The organism is Petralouisia muris, assembly GCF_004793545.1.
Taxonomy (GTDB): Bacteria; Bacillota; Clostridia; order Lachnospirales; family Lachnospiraceae; genus Petralouisia; species Petralouisia muris.
Genome location: NZ_SRYA01000094.1, coordinates 1 through 14,770, shown reverse-complemented (window position 1 = coordinate 14,770; position 14,770 = coordinate 1). Strand labels below are relative to the sequence as shown.

Below are 14,770 nucleotides of genomic sequence, written 5' to 3'. Positions count from 1 at the left end.
CTTCGCTTTCCTTGCGGAGGTTGCGCTTAATGATAAAATGGCAGCCGTTTTCCATGAGGATCCCAATGTTTTCGGCAGAATCATTGCCTGAGTCCAGCCGGAAAAGGAGCGGCTCATCTGTCAGCCGCCGGCAGACGCCGATGGTTTCTTTTAAAAATTCCGGGGCGCCTTTCTGGCTGCGCCGCTTCCCTTCACGCAGTTCCAAATCCGCAAGGCAGCCTTCCCTGCCAATATAGGCAAACATGGGGGCATAGCCGTCGCAGCCCTTATAAGTCCGGGAAACGCCTTCCTTGCAGGTTTTTGAGTTGTCAAAAGGCGAAACGTCCATGTCAATCGGCGCATAGCCGCATGGCAGTTTCGACGGTGCGACGCCGTTGGATTTCAGCATGTGGATATTTTCATCTAAAATCCGCCTGCGCATGGAACCGCCGACCAGGTCAAGGCGCTGCCGCAGGGTTTCAGCGGATGGGATTGCATAGCAGACGCCGAGGGCGTCTTTATAGAAATCCGGGTCATCATCCATTTCGCGGACGGCGTCAAAAGAGGGTTTGCCCATGCATTGCATTCCAATGTAGGTCAGCATGATGTCACCATTCTTGATCTGGCGCTGCGGATGGTTACAGTCAATCTTCATGCGGTTGCAGCGTTTGACAAAATCACTTTTGCCGAGGATTGCACCGACAACAGCAAGCCCACCGCTTGGGATAATGCGTTCATTTGTGAATTCAACGGAAATATTTTTTCTCATGGCAACCTCCGGAACTAAGTGTTTTTTCTGATTTCAGTATACCATAAGCAAAACAAAACGCTCTAATTTTTTCACCTGGCGGGTGAAAAAATCAATCCGATAAAATAACGTATAAGCGCCGGAATTATATGGGATTACAGAAAATAATTTGTGGCAAGGCTCACGGATTCAGGCACTTCTTAAAATTAGTCGTTTAATTTTGGGAAGTATGAAACTCCCTAACAAATATAAATTACACAGATATACAAATAGATTTCCAATATACGAATAAAGAGTAAAGCGTCCTTTCATAGCAACCTGTGCTGATAATGTCTTTGTATCAGACTGAAAGTAATCGGTCTGTGCCAACACACAGCCCTTAACATTTGAAACAATCGACATTCCGTTATTTGTATGTCTGATTATATTACTTCCATTTTCAACCCCACGCACAATCGCTGTCTTTGCAGCTAATAATGTCATTTCTTTCCAATCCGAAGCTGGAACAATTAGTATATCTACATTATTTCTACCTGCCTGCTGTATTTTAGACAAAAATGCCATATCAGAACATATAAACGGCGCAATTCTACCATATTCTGTATCAAAACTTTTTAGCATTCCATCTCCTTTTTGGCACAATTCTCCGATTGAACGTCCATGCTTAAAATATTCTGATATTAGTTCTCCTTGTGGATTGAATGCTACCGTTTTATTTTCCTTTAAGTCCTCGTAAGGGGTTTTCACCAGTAATGAAACAATCAAATAAATTTCTTCCTGTTTCGCCATGTCCGACGCTCGTTGCAAAAGCATATCTTCATCTTGTTTTAAAACCGCTCCATTCAGTTCAGACCAAAAAACAATCTTTGCACCTGCTTGTGCTTCCAACTCTGTTTTTAGGAAAAGTTCATCAGCTACTGATGATAGTTTATTCCTTGCATTGGTAATGTTTTCATCAGTAAATGTGTTGGTATAAAATGTAGAATATACATCTTTATCATTATTTAACAGCTCTGAAATCGGAACGGTTACTCCAGCGATTCTAACACTTTTATCTGAATTTCCTACAAAATGAAACATAACAACTCCATAGACAAATGCCAAGCCAATCACAGAACCATATACGAATATGTATTTTCTGATGTATTCTTTTTTGCTTTTATTGTTCCAAATCCATATAACCATTGCCGCCGTCCAATACATTAAAAAGGTGATTCCGTAAATCCCTGTTACCGTTACTATTTGTAGCAGGTATAGATTTTGGTATTGTGTATAAGCGTCAGACAACCCGCCCAAAATAGGATATACCAAATACATGATATATTCTATTGATACCATTATACTTGCAAAAATAACAGTATCTTGAAATCTCATTTTTGATTTAGACCAATAGATATATGGTAAAATTTTCAGAAAAGCTACCAAAAAAGCTACCACTATACATATTTTTATATCCATTCCGATGGCTTTTTCAAACTGGAAAACAAACCCGATGGCATATATTGAGCCAATTATAAGATATACTTTTCGGGTATGATTAAGAGAAAGCATATGTAAAAACAAAATTGGATAAATCCATGCAAAAATCGGGATACACCATTCTCCATTGGACATTACATAAATTAAAAAAGTTAAGATTATGAAAACTGCAAATCGGTTACTTTTCAAAAGATTTTTCATTGCCAAACTCCTTACTTACATTCTCTATAAACTTCAATTTGAATGACTAAATTTAGCTGTTTACAATCGGAGAAATAACAGGTTTTCCATCTTTGTCCAACAGCGGCGTCAATCCTCCTGCATGTGCAACTTTACGAAACACATAATTCACTCCAGTTTCTGTATCTACCAAAATTTGCGTTACATCAACAGTCCCTTGTGAATAAACTATCTTAAATCGTTCATTCTTAGCCATTTTATTTACCTCCAAATAATTTTGATTTCTCTTTATACTTGACCTCTCAAAACGAGAATTTATTTCTCTTTTTTGCTCATAAGAGAACAACTGATAGCTACAAATAAACCAATTAAAATCCACGGAAATGTTGCTCCTAAAAAATCACTAACCACACTTCATTCCTCCTTTAAAATTCTGTTTGTCGTTGCTTTATTATATATCTGTTTTTCCAAAAACGGCATGGGGCATTGCATGTTTTATGGTTGCTTTTCACTGTCATTGATAGTTCTAATAAATTGTTGAATTTCAAAATTTACTTGTTCTGGATTATCCCCATTTGCGAAATGTTTAGCATTTTTAATAAAATGTAACGGATACCCTGTTTGTTTTGCCCATTCTTTGCAATATGCCTTTACTTTGCCTGTACTATCTCTATCCCCGACAAGTATTAGCACAGGAAATTGGAACATAACATTTCTATTTTCATGCGTAAATTTTCCATATGCTATTCTCATTTGCTCAATAATATCTGACTTTGAAAGCGGTTTTAGCATGACATCATCTTTTGGTAAGAATAGTCTGTTTCAGAAATTGACTTTGCCATACTTTTTCGTAAAATAGTTGCCGGAAACCACTTTGCCATTGGTGCCACTTGTTTTAACCACCATAAATCCGATTTTGAATAGTATTGCACTCCTAATGGAGTTGTATCTAACGCTACAAGTCCTTTTACCATGTCGGGATATATGGCAGCAAAATGTTGACTTGAATAACCTCCCATAGACATTCCAACCAAAATAGCTCTATTTATATTTTCTTCTTGAAGAATAGAATGTAATATTTCCGCCGTATCATGATAGGAAAATTTCTGATAGGGTCTTGATAATCCATGCATGGGTACGTCCCAAAGAACTATTATATATTTATCAGAGAAAAAATCTATCTGTTTCTCAAACATTGTATGATCTGCCGTTGCACCGTGAGTAAAAACAATACAATCAACACCATCATCTTTTTTGTCAATCCAATAATGGACATTTCCTCCCTGTGCTAAAATTTGCTTATGCTGCATTCGTCAATCCTCTCTTTCTGTATATATCTTTTTCCATAAATCAATAAGTTCCGCAATCTCGTTTTCAATTTCATCAGGAATAATTTGCCCGGAACGATATTTATTTAGCATATATCCATCAACTGCATAAAATATCTCTGAATACATAGATTTCAAATCTATATCTTTCCGAAAAATAGAGGTATCTATTTTTTCAAATACAATAGTTTCACTTGCATTACTTGTTTTAGAATAGCTCTTTTGAATAGCTTCCTCTATTTCCGGGTAGTTTTCATAATATGCTCTTAATGAGAACGCATATATGTGTGGGTATTTCCGCATAATAGAACATTTAGATAACAGACTCCTTTTTAACATTTCAAAAAAATCAGATGTTTCTAAAGTCTTGTATTCTATAATTGCTTTTCTTGTCATTTCGATAGAATTTTCCCACAAATACATATACAGTTCTTTTTTGTTAATGAAATAGTGAAATAGCAATGCTTTTGAAATGCCTCCCTCATCTGCTATTTCAGACATGGGTGCTTTTTTATAGCTATTTTCTGAAAACACTTTATAAGCAGCATTGACAATCCGCTGTTGTTTTTCTATTGATAAACCGAAAAATTTATTGTTCATAATATCCTCCGCATTAACCGTATCGGTTAATATAAGCACATTATAATTCCGTTGACCGTTTTTGAGAAGAGGGCTATATATAATAATTGCAGAATGTTATGTGCTGTTTGCTTTTTTATTTTTTGAATAAGTGTTTTACATAAAGTGAAAACATGATATGGATTCCGTAACAGTCGGCATTGCGCTGTAATGTGTATAACTGGCTATCTCATGGAATTGTGGGTAACTCTGTTTACAGGACGTGGGAAAGCTACACTTTAGCTTTTCCATGTGCTGTGAATAGAGTTATCCATGATTCCATATCCTGTTATGCACATTTTCACAATGCTTGTCTTTTGGTTTTTATCTTCTTTGGTTCGGAATAGTGTGGTGCTGGCGGTCTATCTCTTGTTTTCGGTTGCTTGCTTCTTTACCGTACATGAGCATTTGTGCCCGGATTATCATTTCCGCAGCCTTCCAGAAGGTTAATGACGCCCCATCTGGCAGACTGCCGATGAAACGGTAATGAATTTCGATAGACTGGACTTTCTCACCGTCAACCTTGCGGACATCGCCCACATAGATTTTGGTAATCAGTTCCCTTATGATGCCTGCCGTCAGTTCCTGCAGATCATTGTACTGGCGGATCAGCGCAACCCACTTTTCAGCGTTCTGTGCTGTTTCCCTCTGTTCGCTGCTTTCTTCCTCGAACAGCGCAAGCTGTGCTTTCAGTTCCCTCTGTTCCTTCCGGTACTTTGGCAGGAGTAAGTCAATCTCGTCCGCCCCTGCCTTGCCTAAAGCGTAATCCTCATAGAGTTTGGCAATGACTTTCTCGACCTCCCCCAGACGCTTTTCAAGGGAAAACTTTTCTCAATGGCTGCGCCAGTGTCAGCCCTGTTCCTGTTTTCATGCTCCATAACTTTGTCAAGGACTGCCTTCTCGTCCTTCAGCGCCAACTTCGCCCACTCCCGTATGTCCTTTAAGACTGCATCATGCAAATCCTGTTCGTAGATACGGTGCGGCGTGCATCCCTGCCTGCCGATCTTGCGGTATTCCATGCAGGAGCCTACATAAATCTTCTCCGCCCTCTCCGGCACAAAGGATATGCGCCGGCTGCAGGTATCACAGAATACCATCCCTGAAAAGATGCTTGCTCTGCCTGTCCGCTTGCGTGACCTCGTGGGATCGGCAAACCCCTCCTGCACCCTCTCCCACAGTTTCCTCTCCACAAGCGGCTCAAACACGTCCTCGACAACCACCCATTCCTCCCTCGGTCTTACAAAGGATTTGCCGACCTTGAAGATGTGTGTCTGCCTCTGCGCCACAAGGTTCCCCATATAGACCTCATGCTGGAGAATGGAACGCACCGTTGTGTCAAACCAGCGGTAGTTTGCCGCATCCCCCTCGCCCTTGTAGCCATGCCCTCTCGCCCCGTACATGGTGCCAGTATGCCGGAATCGGTATCTTTTCCGCCCTTAAATAGTTGGCGATTGCCGCCGGTCCCCTGCCCGATGCGGACAGTTCGTACATCTTGATGACAATCGGCGCTGTTTCCTCGTCACGCAGCAGCATATGGCTGTCGGCAGGCGATTTCCTGTAGCCGAACGGCGGCACTGTGCTGTGGTAGATGCCCGCCCTCGCCTTAGTGGTAAGGGTGCTGCGGATTTTTTTTGGATATGTCACGGGCATAAAAATCATTGAACAGATTTTTGAAAGGCGCCATCTCGTTATATCCTGTGCTTGTGTCGATTCCGTCGCTGATCGCTATGTAGCGCACCCTCTTGCTGGGGAAATACATATCGGTGTAATACCCTGTCTGCAAATAATCACACCCCAGGCGTGAGAGGTCTTTTGTGATGACCGTGTTGATTTTCCCGCTTTCAATGTCCGCAATCATGCGCTTAAAATCCGGTCTTTCAAAATTCGTACCGCTCCATCCGTCATCAACGTAGGTTTCGACAATCTCTATGCCGTGGTATTCCGCAAACTGTGTCAACATCTGCTTCTGCCTTGTTATGGAATTGCTCTCACGGTCAACGCAACCATCGTCAACCGATAACCGGGTATAAAGCCCCGCCTTTGGCGTACCTCTGTATGTTGTCCTGCTCATCCTGTTCTCCCTTCTTCGTCCGAATCCGGTTGAATGCAGATAAGCCCTCTGTCCTCTATTATGCTTTCACTGCCTGGAGCCTGCAAGGTTTTTTCATATTTATCTGAATTTAATATCGCCCTCACAAACGCATCCTGCGGTGTGCGCTCGCTGTCAAATACCCTCGTCACTATCAGTTTCGCTTTATTCAAATATATTCCCTCCAATCAATCCAATATCAGACGCTCTCTGCGTCCTGCCCCGCAAAATAAAAGCCCGGCAAGATGTTAATTTTCCCCTGCCGGGTATCAGACGCTTTAAAAGGACGCAATAAAGACGCTTCCAAAATGCCCTCAAACCCTTATGTTTCCTATGCTTAGACGCTAAGACACATCTTTTTCAAGTTAGAAAATAAAAATTATAATATATAAGAAACAGGCTCCTGCATAAGCGTATGTATATATAAAAAAGGATTTCGGATTTTGCCCGTCTTTGCGTCTTATGCGCCTTAATGCCCGTTCTCCCCTGTCCGCATCTTTACATGGATTCCCTTAAATCCCCTCGCTGTTTTTCCTGCCCCGACTGCGATATTATGGGTATAGTCCAGCCCATACCGCTTCTCGTTCTGCCGCAGGTAATTGGAGAACCTGCGCTCCCCCAGCGGCTTTTCGAGGTTGTCCTCGCACCACTGGCTGTAGGCGCTGTAAAGCTGCTTTGACGTGGCGTGTGTGCCTTTCGCCTGATATAGCCCTCCGACTGCATGAATACAATGATGTTATTCCCGTCCTGCATGGCTTTTGTCAGGTTGTCCTCCGCCCTTTTGCTTATGGTGAAGCTGTACCCGTTGTCAATCAGGCGGTGCAGCCCCCAAGGCACCATAGGAATATGCCCTCCGCTTCAGCAATCAGCTTCTCGCCGAGGAACGGATCGTCTTTCCTGTCCGGCTCACGCTCCTTTACGGTAAGGACAATCTGCCTGCGGAAAAATCCGTAACAACGGTCATACATGAAACAGTAAATTAAAAACAAATCTCCGCTGAAACACACGGCAATGCCCACCAAATTTCTTTTACAAATCTGCCAAAGCACAACCACATCAAAACCTAAAATTAGACAAATTTCGCATCATCAAAAAAGGTGTACTGCATTTCACTTTAATTGTGATTTGCAGTATACCTTGATGTGTAAAGTTATCCGTAATTCTTTTATTCTATGCTTCAATAGTTTCAATTTCTTTTTATACACGATTACCTCTGTTTCAAAACGGCAACTTTGATTTTCTCAAAGCTGCCGTCCTATAAAATGCTTCATTCTGTCTTGCGAAAACTTTTATTTACCATCGTGCGGCGGTCTTTACTCTACAGTACAAAAATCAGAACTGGACTGGCTCTCCGATTGCGTGTGTTCATCAAATTCTTCTTGGCTACACTTTTCAACACCAGTCAGAGTTCCATAACCATCGGCATCAGGAATTGTAAAGTCGCGCACTGTATAAATATCAATTACGCCATTTTCGTTCCACGAATTGCGGATTGCACCATTGAACTTTCCTCCGGTCAGACTTTCGCCGTTGGAAGTCAGCACATCTCTAAAGCAACGAACCTTTTCGCCGTTGAAATACCACTGGTCATTTTTAACGTCATATGTGACACCAAACGCTTCATATTCTTTTGCTCTATCTTCAAGTTCCTTGATAGATGGCGGATTGCCAGCTATGGCAACGGGCGATGGCGGATTTTTGATTACGTCAATATCACGAGCAGCAAATTCTTCTGCCGAAAATTCCTTTATCCCAATCAGTTTTCCACTGGGATCAAAAGAGCCATCACCAGCTCGAACAGGACTGCCGAAATCACGGACAGCATACACATCAACCACACCGTTTTCGTTAAAAAAATCCTGCCCCGCCTGATTGCCCTCCTCTATGGTATAGTAGTCCTCAAACCATCGTACCACTTTGCCGTTGTATTGCAGCTCATTTTTGCCGACATCATATGTCAGACCAAACTGTTCATAGGGCTTGAACTGTTCCTCATAGGAAACATCCGTGTCAGCCCATCCTGTTTCAGCGGTTACGGAAAGAGATGGGGCGGACATATTCGAGATTTGCGGGGAAGTCGTGCTGATAGGGAAAGTATTACCGCTTTGGTTCGCCACTGCGGTACTGCATCCAGTCACGCATCCTACAAGCAGCAACCCACTAAGGGCTAATGCAGATATGTTTTTTGTGTTCATTGAAACACCATCCTTTCTTTGAGAATATTTAAAGCATAGCACTCTTTTTTGTGATACATTTGGGATTAGTTTGTGATTTGTGTGTACTTGAAAAGCGGTGGGTGAATCACCCGCCGCTTTTGTAGCAGAAATCAAATGATAAAAGAAAATTTCACACCGGACTGCGTATTGCAGACTGTACATTCACTTCCATGATGATGTAGGATTGCCTGCACGATATATAGTCCAAGCCCACTTCCGCCAGTTTTGCGGCTTCTGGACTGTTCCACACGATAAAATGCGTCAAACAGTTTAGGAATGCTATCCCCTGGAATATGCACATCCGTGTTCTCAACAGAAAATTCTACCTGTTCATAATCTGCATGGGCAGAAATATAAATAATTGCTCCATACGGAGAATACTTGACTGCATTTCCAATGAGATTTGAAAACACCTTTTCCATCAACATTTTATTGCCGCTTATAAAAGTGGTTGGTGACATATCAAGATGTATTTGCAAATCTTTTTCTGCAATTAAATCTTCAGTTTCGCTCAAATAAGATTTGATAATCTGAACACAATCCAAACGGTCATACCTAAACTGTTCTTCTGCGGTTTCCAGCCGTGAAATTGTCAATACTTCCTGAACCATTGATTCAAGAGTGTTTGCAATTTCCAGCGCCCTTGATAGATATTTCTCATGGTCTTTATAGGCTCCGATACCAAGTATCATCCCCTCTAATTGCCCTTTAATGATTGTAACAGGCGTTTTCAGTTCATGGGACACCGCTGAAAAAAAGTCTGTACGAGCCTGCTCCAATTCTTTCTCATGCTCAATATCAGCTGCAAGTTTTTTGTTTGCGCTTTGTAACTCGGAAAGTGCGTTGGAAAGATTGTGGGATAATGTATTAAGACTTTTCTCTAATATACCCAATTCATCTGTGCGCCGTCCATCAATTTTCCAATCCAACTGTAAGTCAGACATTTTTTCTGATATGCTGCTGATTGCCAGCACCGGCTTTGTAATTATATGCGAGTACATCCAAGACACAACAAAAGCAACTACTAAAACAACCAGTAGGATAAACGGAAAAATGCGGATAAAGGATTGTTGCAGTTCTGCAATCTGTTCTGCTTCTCCGTAGACAGTGAGCATATAACGATCACTGCTATCAGCAAAAGAAAAATAATAGCTGTTCGATAAGATGGGAGTTTTTTCACCAAGACCGACCTCTGTTGATTGTGCGATATTAACGCCCCACTCATTATCAAATTCTTCTGTTGGTAATGGAACCCAATCACCGCTGCTGTTGTATAACTCAACAGAATTGATTTCCATGTCTGCAATAAACTGATCGAACAAGCCGCCGCTACCTGAAAAAGTTACTTGTTCCAATTCGGAAATAAAGTCTTGCGCTCGCTCATCCAAAATTATGTTTAGCCTGTTGGAATAGGTCTGCGGCATGAACCACGCTAACAGCCCAAATACCAACAGCGAAGCACATAACAGCATAGACAATGTTATGAGAAAAACTTTTGCAAATAAGCTGCTCTCAATTTTCTTTATCAATTTTATATCCCACCCCTCTGATTGTCTGAATAAAGTCTATCCCTAACTTTTTTCGCAAGTTTTTGATATGTGTATCAACTACCCGCTCATCACCATAAAAATCATACCGCCATAACTTATCCAATAAGTTTTGTCTGGTTAAAATCCGTCCTTGATGTGTTAATAACTCTCTAAGAACCTCAAATTCCCGTTGTGTTAGTTCATAGATATTTTCATTTATTGTCGCAGTATAGCTGTCGCAATCTAAAATAAGATTTTGGTAAGAAATTGTTTTATGTTCGTCACTTTGTGATTGGCAGCTTCGCCGGAGAACCGCCGCAATCTTACGAATCAAAATGGGCATAGAAAAAGGTTTCGTAATATAATCATCTACTTGTAAATCCAACCCCCTAATCTGCTCATCCTCGCCATTTAATGCAGTGAGCATAATAATAGGAATCTTTGATTGCTTACGGATCAATTCACAAACATTAAAACCATCAATCTTGGGGAGCATGACATCCAACAAAATCAAATCATACTTTCCCTCTGAAAAAGCAGCAATCGCTTCAACACCATCAGCAGCAGTAGTTATTTCATAACCAACTTCTTGTAAAAAGTTCTGCAAAAGTTCTTGAATATCAAAGTCATCCTCAACGACTAAAATTCTTTGCATAGTATCACCTCCGCTATAAGCATAACATGGTTATTTGTGTTCTATGTGTAGTTTTCTATTTTTTCTGCCATCAATAGGTTTTGTACCCGTCTTTCTGAAATGCCCCATTTCCTTGCTGTTTCTTGGACAGAAATAAACTCTAACATTTTCATTCCCCTTTCAATATTTATTACCAATTATATACGGTCAAACGAATAAATTCAAGTAATCAAGACGAGCATTGTGGAAATATGCATAACTGGCTATACACATTTCCACGAATGTCGACTACAGCGGAATCCCCCTCATTCCTTTTTATAACTTTTAGACATTATGTCCAAAAATGAAAAGCCCTGCATATTATCATACACAGAGCCATTCTAATCTTTTTTGCCCTCTACATAGAGTGCTTTCTTCTCTATAAAACTCATTTTATGGAGTTATACCCACCTTGTTTGCGAAGTCGATTTTTCTCCCGATAATTGCCGACTGTTTTTCTTGTGATAGGCGATTGAATACTTCCTCATAGAGAATATCATCTAACTCCATTTCCTTTGCTGTTAGATATAATGTCGTATTGAACCATTCTTGCCAAAGCGCATCAAACAATGCCCTGCTGTCCGTAAAAGTTGCATCTTCTTCAAAGCCATGCGGCGGCTTGTAATATTTCAGCTCAACAAAGCCATATCTGCCTACATCAATCACCACGATATTCTCCATTTCATACAATTCTGCAAACGCATCAACCACCTTTTGACACTTCGCCCGTTCTTCCTCTGTGATATAAACCTGTTTTTCCATATTGATTTACCTCGTTTCTTCTAAGATTTTACCATGTTTACTTTATGAGGGCTATCTACATACACCAGATTTTCACCTTGCTTATTCTTCCCATTTTTCACTTTACTCACAATTCACACCTGTTTCCGCCGTTGTAAAAAATGCCATGTTTCTACCTCTTTCTTTCTCAAAAATAATTTTGTCTGGTTTCTGAAAGAGTTTTTTCGTGTAAAATGCCCTGCCTTATGGTAAGATAAAGACAGGGCAATCCTTTAGGAAGAACCCTGCGGGCATCCGGCACATTCAGTTTGACGATTGGCTGTGCCGGGCGCTTTGTTTTTGTCCTTTCCCAAGTACATTCAAAACTCCGTTCCACTTCTGAACTTTTTGTCCAAAAGTCCTGTGACTGTTTTACAAGTTCTCTATTCAGTTTTTTCCATATTCAGTTGTCATGCTTCAATCATGCCTGCATCCTCCACCTCATCAACGGTGTCATTGTCCCTGACTTTCGCTTTACACAGGTTCTTTACATATTTTTCGATGTCTAAGGCATTCTTGTCATCAAAATCGGACATAAGGCGGTACTGCCTGTGCTTCGTAATGTCAAACTCATTGGAGAAGAAAGGTCTTACCCCTCTAAGCTGCATGATGCACTTCCCTCCGTCCATGACTGCAATCTCATCTTGGCTCATAAGCTCTATGCAACATTGTCAGGTGATGAGTTTAAATTTTGCGCACAAAAAAAGCAGGGATTAATTAAAATCCCTACCCCTTGTTTACGAAGTTTTCATAAAGAATTTATTTATAGCCGCTTATTCAATGTCATGATGCTGGGGTCAAAACATAGAGTTTTCTATGGCTGAATCCTCGTAGAACCTTGAAAATGTAATATTTCACAGTGGATTTGTTATAAGAGGCACCTTTTCTCCAAATGCATTGGCATACTTTTAGTGTGTTTTCTATACTAATACAGGATTTTGGGCATAGTTTCCCAGTCCCTTCCGAAATCCGAAGAGCTTTCTGAAATTCAAAGCTGCTATTTTACTTCCAAAGAAAAATTTCCCTCGCTGCCTTCCTCTTGGAAGGCTGTCCAGATGGTAATTTTTCCGAAGACTGGAAGGAACTGTTTCCACGCCGTTTCTTAACCGTGCCAGACTACTAAATTCTTCACTCTGCATGTACCGCTGACTTTTTGCCCTGTTAGATGCATTTTTTGAAGTGATAAATGAAGCGACTTTTTTGTATATCTTTGGACGGCATTGTTCCTGATAAGGACAACCGGCACAATGATTTCTGTCAAATGATACCCTGCATTGTCTTGTTGATTTTGTATAGCTTTGGCTGATTGGAACGTGACCCGCTGCGCATTTCAGCAGACGCGCGCCATCTTCATTAAATTCAAAATCTGCCAGTGCATCAGGGGCTTCTTTGCCGATTAAGGCTGTTGTTGCCAGGCGGATATTCTTTTCTTTTGCAAGTGCAATGTTGTCCTGCCCGTCATAACCGCCATCTGCAACCAGAATGATTTCTTCTTCCGATTTTTCCATTGCCGAAAGAGATTCCTGGAGAAACTGACTGTCTGTATGGGTGTTTTTATCATACTGGTAATCCGTCACAACAGAACCATTTTTGCCAACCGTTTCCTCAATATTTGCAGAATATCCCCTGTGCTGCTTACCCGCCTTGTTTCTGTAAGTGGCATCCGGGTCAGAAGGATTCTGGAGTGCGGACGAATTCATCGTACCGTCTTCCTTTGTCCTCATGCGGCGTTTTTCATTTTCCACAACAGTCTGGTCAGAAAGGCGTCTGGTAAAAAGCTGGCACTCCGTCGCGTCTTCAAAATCTGTTCCGCACAGATGAAGCAGACAGCCGCTGTCTGTGAGAAGCGTCTGGATAATGGCCCCCATGTCACCATTTCTCTGATGATAGAAAGTGCGGTTATAGTCATTCGGGTCGGCATAATGTTTCAGTTGTTCCGGAATGATATCCGGCTGCTTTTTTGTGAGATAAACAACCAGCTTTGATATGCAGGTATAAATCAGTTCCATACGGCTCAGAAAACGGATATTTGATGCTATCATAAGGGAATCCATGCGGCGGATGCGCCCGTTTAGCTTCATGATTTTAGCTATTTTGCCACTAAGGTTTTTTACACAGTCATGATATAAGTCCACCCCGTGAAGTGTTTCATAATCATAGCATCTTTTACGGAAACGGCTCAGGGTTTTATCTGATACAGGCTGTTCCACAAAGCTTGTGGTATGCAGGGCGCACTGGAGATGAAGGTCAAGCGTCAGGTTCTCAACAATTTCATCGTCCGAATAATCAAAAAGCTCTTTGATGATTAACGCACCGATGATTACATTAACAGGCGTATTAGATCTGGAGGCCTTGTCACTATACAGAACAGAAAAACGTTCTTCATCTATTGCTGGAAAAATCTCATCAGCAAAGATTTTTGCCCAGGATTTTTCCAGAGCTTTTTTCTCACGCTCAGTTAGCGCTATAAAGCTGTCGTCGAAGGACAACTGTTGACAATCATTCGGTTTAAATGCCATAAGAGATACCACCTTTCCAGAACTATTACCATTATAACTCACAAAAGGGTGGATTGTCTTTATTTACTGTAAAATATTAAATTTTCAATGTTCGGTAGTTGGGCTTTTGACCCCAGCATCATGACATTGTGATAATTCGGGGTTTCCCACCTTATCCCACCCCATCACAAAATACTTCACTGATAACTGCCCTTTGTGACAGATATTCTAATAAATCACAATACGCCATCCTGACTACTTTCACGCTCTCGCTGGTCTGCCACCCTTCATGCAGACACTCCGTTTTTACACAGCCTGTCTTAAAGTTATAAATGCTTTTGATATTTCTTCTTGTGTCATCACTGATACCAAGACAATATACAAGCGCTTTGTGGTACACGTCCTGATACCTGACCTCTTTCAATTTCTCATAGTAGAATTTTTCATGTGCATTGCTGATAAAAATAATCGCTTTCTCTGCTCCTAACGCTGTGCTACTCATGTTCATTTCCTCCATTTCTCTTTGATGAATGATTGATAATTGCTAACACAGTTTCCTCAAATATCTTTGTTGCACCTATAAACCGTCAAAAATACGTAAAAAAGTGTCTTCGACACTTCAGCCCCCTAGCCCCCATTCATGGGGGAATTAG

At 41.1% G+C, this 14,770-nt stretch carries 19 protein-coding genes and 2 pseudogenes; all 21 read right to left on the bottom strand.

Translation table 11 applies throughout. From position 1 onward, the window contains the following. A partial coding sequence (locus E5329_RS25345) for an IS1380 family transposase (protein ID WP_135992019.1) occupies positions 1 to 748 on the bottom strand: 748 nt, incomplete at its 3' end. Positions 749 to 916: 168 nt separating this feature from the next. Continuing rightward, the gene (locus E5329_RS25340; protein ID WP_135992018.1) at positions 917 to 2,407 is read right to left on the bottom strand and encodes a nitrilase-related carbon-nitrogen hydrolase; all 1,491 of its coding nucleotides are present in this window, start codon (positions 2,405 to 2,407) and stop codon (positions 917 to 919) included. Positions 2,408 to 2,459: 52 nt separating this feature from the next. Further along, complete coding sequence (locus tag E5329_RS25335; protein ID WP_135992017.1) at positions 2,460 to 2,642, bottom strand: DUF6440 family protein; 183 nt, start codon at positions 2,640 to 2,642, stop codon at positions 2,460 to 2,462. A 239-nt stretch (positions 2,643 to 2,881) separates the two neighbouring features. Then, positions 2,882 to 3,178, bottom strand: coding sequence for an alpha/beta fold hydrolase (locus tag E5329_RS31145; RefSeq protein WP_275443733.1), 297 nt, complete (start codon positions 3,176 to 3,178; stop codon positions 2,882 to 2,884). After that, on the bottom strand, positions 3,172 to 3,696 hold the full coding sequence (locus E5329_RS31140) for an alpha/beta fold hydrolase (protein WP_275443731.1): 525 nt from the start codon (positions 3,694 to 3,696) through the stop codon (positions 3,172 to 3,174). The genes E5329_RS31145 and E5329_RS31140 overlap by 7 nt, the downstream gene beginning before the upstream one ends. A 3-nt stretch (positions 3,697 to 3,699) precedes the next feature. Continuing rightward, positions 3,700 to 4,314, bottom strand: coding sequence for a TetR/AcrR family transcriptional regulator (locus E5329_RS25325; RefSeq protein ID WP_135992016.1), 615 nt, complete (start codon positions 4,312 to 4,314; stop codon positions 3,700 to 3,702). Positions 4,315 to 4,723: 409 nt separating this feature from the next. Further along, positions 4,724 to 4,774: a hypothetical protein gene (locus tag E5329_RS32705; protein ID WP_275443735.1), complete on the bottom strand. Its 51-nt coding sequence runs from the start codon at positions 4,772 to 4,774 to the stop codon at positions 4,724 to 4,726. Between the two features lie 83 nt (positions 4,775 to 4,857). Beyond that, positions 4,858 to 4,941: pseudogene (locus tag E5329_RS32700) on the bottom strand (DUF4368 domain-containing protein); the annotation flags it as partial. A 146-nt stretch (positions 4,942 to 5,087) separates the two neighbouring features. Further along, a complete protein-coding gene (locus tag E5329_RS31130) occupies positions 5,088 to 5,732 on the bottom strand; it encodes a recombinase family protein (protein ID WP_275443730.1) in 645 nt (214 codons plus the stop codon). Then, positions 5,668 to 5,976: a hypothetical protein gene (locus tag E5329_RS31125; protein ID WP_275443729.1), complete on the bottom strand. Its 309-nt coding sequence runs from the start codon at positions 5,974 to 5,976 to the stop codon at positions 5,668 to 5,670. Before E5329_RS31125 ends, E5329_RS31130 begins: the two co-directional genes overlap by 65 nt. Continuing rightward, positions 5,936 to 6,403, bottom strand: a complete 468-nt coding sequence (locus tag E5329_RS25310) for a recombinase family protein (protein ID WP_135992015.1) — start codon at positions 6,401 to 6,403, stop codon at positions 5,936 to 5,938. The genes E5329_RS31125 and E5329_RS25310 overlap by 41 nt, the downstream gene beginning before the upstream one ends. Beyond that, the gene (locus E5329_RS25305) at positions 6,400 to 6,594 is read right to left on the bottom strand and encodes a hypothetical protein (RefSeq protein WP_135992014.1); all 195 of its coding nucleotides are present in this window, start codon (positions 6,592 to 6,594) and stop codon (positions 6,400 to 6,402) included. The genes E5329_RS25310 and E5329_RS25305 overlap by 4 nt, the downstream gene beginning before the upstream one ends. Positions 6,595 to 6,890: 296 nt before the next feature. Beyond that, positions 6,891 to 7,148 (bottom strand): primase-like DNA-binding domain-containing protein, encoded by a 258-nt coding sequence (locus E5329_RS31120; RefSeq protein ID WP_275443734.1) that lies wholly within the window; start codon positions 7,146 to 7,148, stop codon positions 6,891 to 6,893. A gap of 85 nt (positions 7,149 to 7,233) precedes the next feature. Continuing rightward, positions 7,234 to 7,428, bottom strand: a complete 195-nt coding sequence (locus E5329_RS31115) for a hypothetical protein (protein ID WP_275443728.1) — start codon at positions 7,426 to 7,428, stop codon at positions 7,234 to 7,236. Positions 7,429 to 7,734: 306 nt separating this feature from the next. After that, positions 7,735 to 8,616 carry a hypothetical protein gene (locus E5329_RS25295; RefSeq protein ID WP_135992013.1) on the bottom strand — a complete coding sequence of 294 codons (882 nt, stop codon included), beginning with the start codon at positions 8,614 to 8,616 and terminating at the stop codon, positions 7,735 to 7,737. A 131-nt stretch (positions 8,617 to 8,747) separates the two neighbouring features. Next, on the bottom strand, positions 8,748 to 10,166 hold the full coding sequence (locus E5329_RS25290) for a sensor histidine kinase (protein WP_135992012.1): 1,419 nt from the start codon (positions 10,164 to 10,166) through the stop codon (positions 8,748 to 8,750). Next, complete coding sequence (locus E5329_RS25285; RefSeq protein ID WP_135992011.1) at positions 10,150 to 10,821, bottom strand: response regulator transcription factor; 672 nt, start codon at positions 10,819 to 10,821, stop codon at positions 10,150 to 10,152. Before E5329_RS25285 ends, E5329_RS25290 begins: the two co-directional genes overlap by 17 nt. 411 nt (positions 10,822 to 11,232) lie before the next feature. After that, positions 11,233 to 11,601, bottom strand: a complete 369-nt coding sequence (locus E5329_RS25275) for a hypothetical protein (protein WP_135992010.1) — start codon at positions 11,599 to 11,601, stop codon at positions 11,233 to 11,235. 428 nt (positions 11,602 to 12,029) lie between these two features. Continuing rightward, positions 12,030 to 12,278 (bottom strand): annotated as a pseudogene (locus E5329_RS25270) (VirD4-like conjugal transfer protein, CD1115 family); the annotation flags it as partial. 261 nt (positions 12,279 to 12,539) lie between these two features. After that, on the bottom strand, positions 12,540 to 14,138 hold the full coding sequence (locus E5329_RS25265) for a transposase (protein ID WP_135992008.1): 1,599 nt from the start codon (positions 14,136 to 14,138) through the stop codon (positions 12,540 to 12,542). 151 nt (positions 14,139 to 14,289) lie between these two features. Continuing rightward, positions 14,290 to 14,619, bottom strand: coding sequence for a DUF6075 family protein (locus E5329_RS25260; RefSeq protein ID WP_275443727.1), 330 nt, complete (start codon positions 14,617 to 14,619; stop codon positions 14,290 to 14,292). Between the last annotated feature and the right edge of the window lie 151 nt (positions 14,620 to 14,770).

Coding starts and splice junctions, on each gene's coding strand:
- E5329_RS25310 (WP_135992015.1), bottom strand. CDS start 6,403: ATGAGCAGGACAACATACAGAGGTACGCCAAAGGCGGGGCTTTATACC.
- E5329_RS31130 (WP_275443730.1), bottom strand. CDS start 5,732: ATGTACGGGGCGAGAGGGCATGGCTACAAGGGCGAGGGGGATGCGGCA.
- E5329_RS25260 (WP_275443727.1), bottom strand. CDS start 14,619: ATGAGTAGCACAGCGTTAGGAGCAGAGAAAGCGATTATTTTTATCAGC.
- E5329_RS25340 (WP_135992018.1), bottom strand. CDS start 2,407: ATGAAAAATCTTTTGAAAAGTAACCGATTTGCAGTTTTCATAATCTTA.
- E5329_RS31145 (WP_275443733.1), bottom strand. CDS start 3,178: ATGCTAAAACCGCTTTCAAAGTCAGATATTATTGAGCAAATGAGAATA.
- E5329_RS25325 (WP_135992016.1), bottom strand. CDS start 4,314: ATGAACAATAAATTTTTCGGTTTATCAATAGAAAAACAACAGCGGATT.
- E5329_RS25335 (WP_135992017.1), bottom strand. CDS start 2,642: ATGGCTAAGAATGAACGATTTAAGATAGTTTATTCACAAGGGACTGTT.
- E5329_RS25285 (WP_135992011.1), bottom strand. CDS start 10,821: ATGCAAAGAATTTTAGTCGTTGAGGATGACTTTGATATTCAAGAACTT.
- E5329_RS25295 (WP_135992013.1), bottom strand. CDS start 8,616: ATGAACACAAAAAACATATCTGCATTAGCCCTTAGTGGGTTGCTGCTT.
- E5329_RS25265 (WP_135992008.1), bottom strand. CDS start 14,138: ATGGCATTTAAACCGAATGATTGTCAACAGTTGTCCTTCGACGACAGC.
- E5329_RS25275 (WP_135992010.1), bottom strand. CDS start 11,601: ATGGAAAAACAGGTTTATATCACAGAGGAAGAACGGGCGAAGTGTCAA.
- E5329_RS31140 (WP_275443731.1), bottom strand. CDS start 3,696: ATGCAGCATAAGCAAATTTTAGCACAGGGAGGAAATGTCCATTATTGG.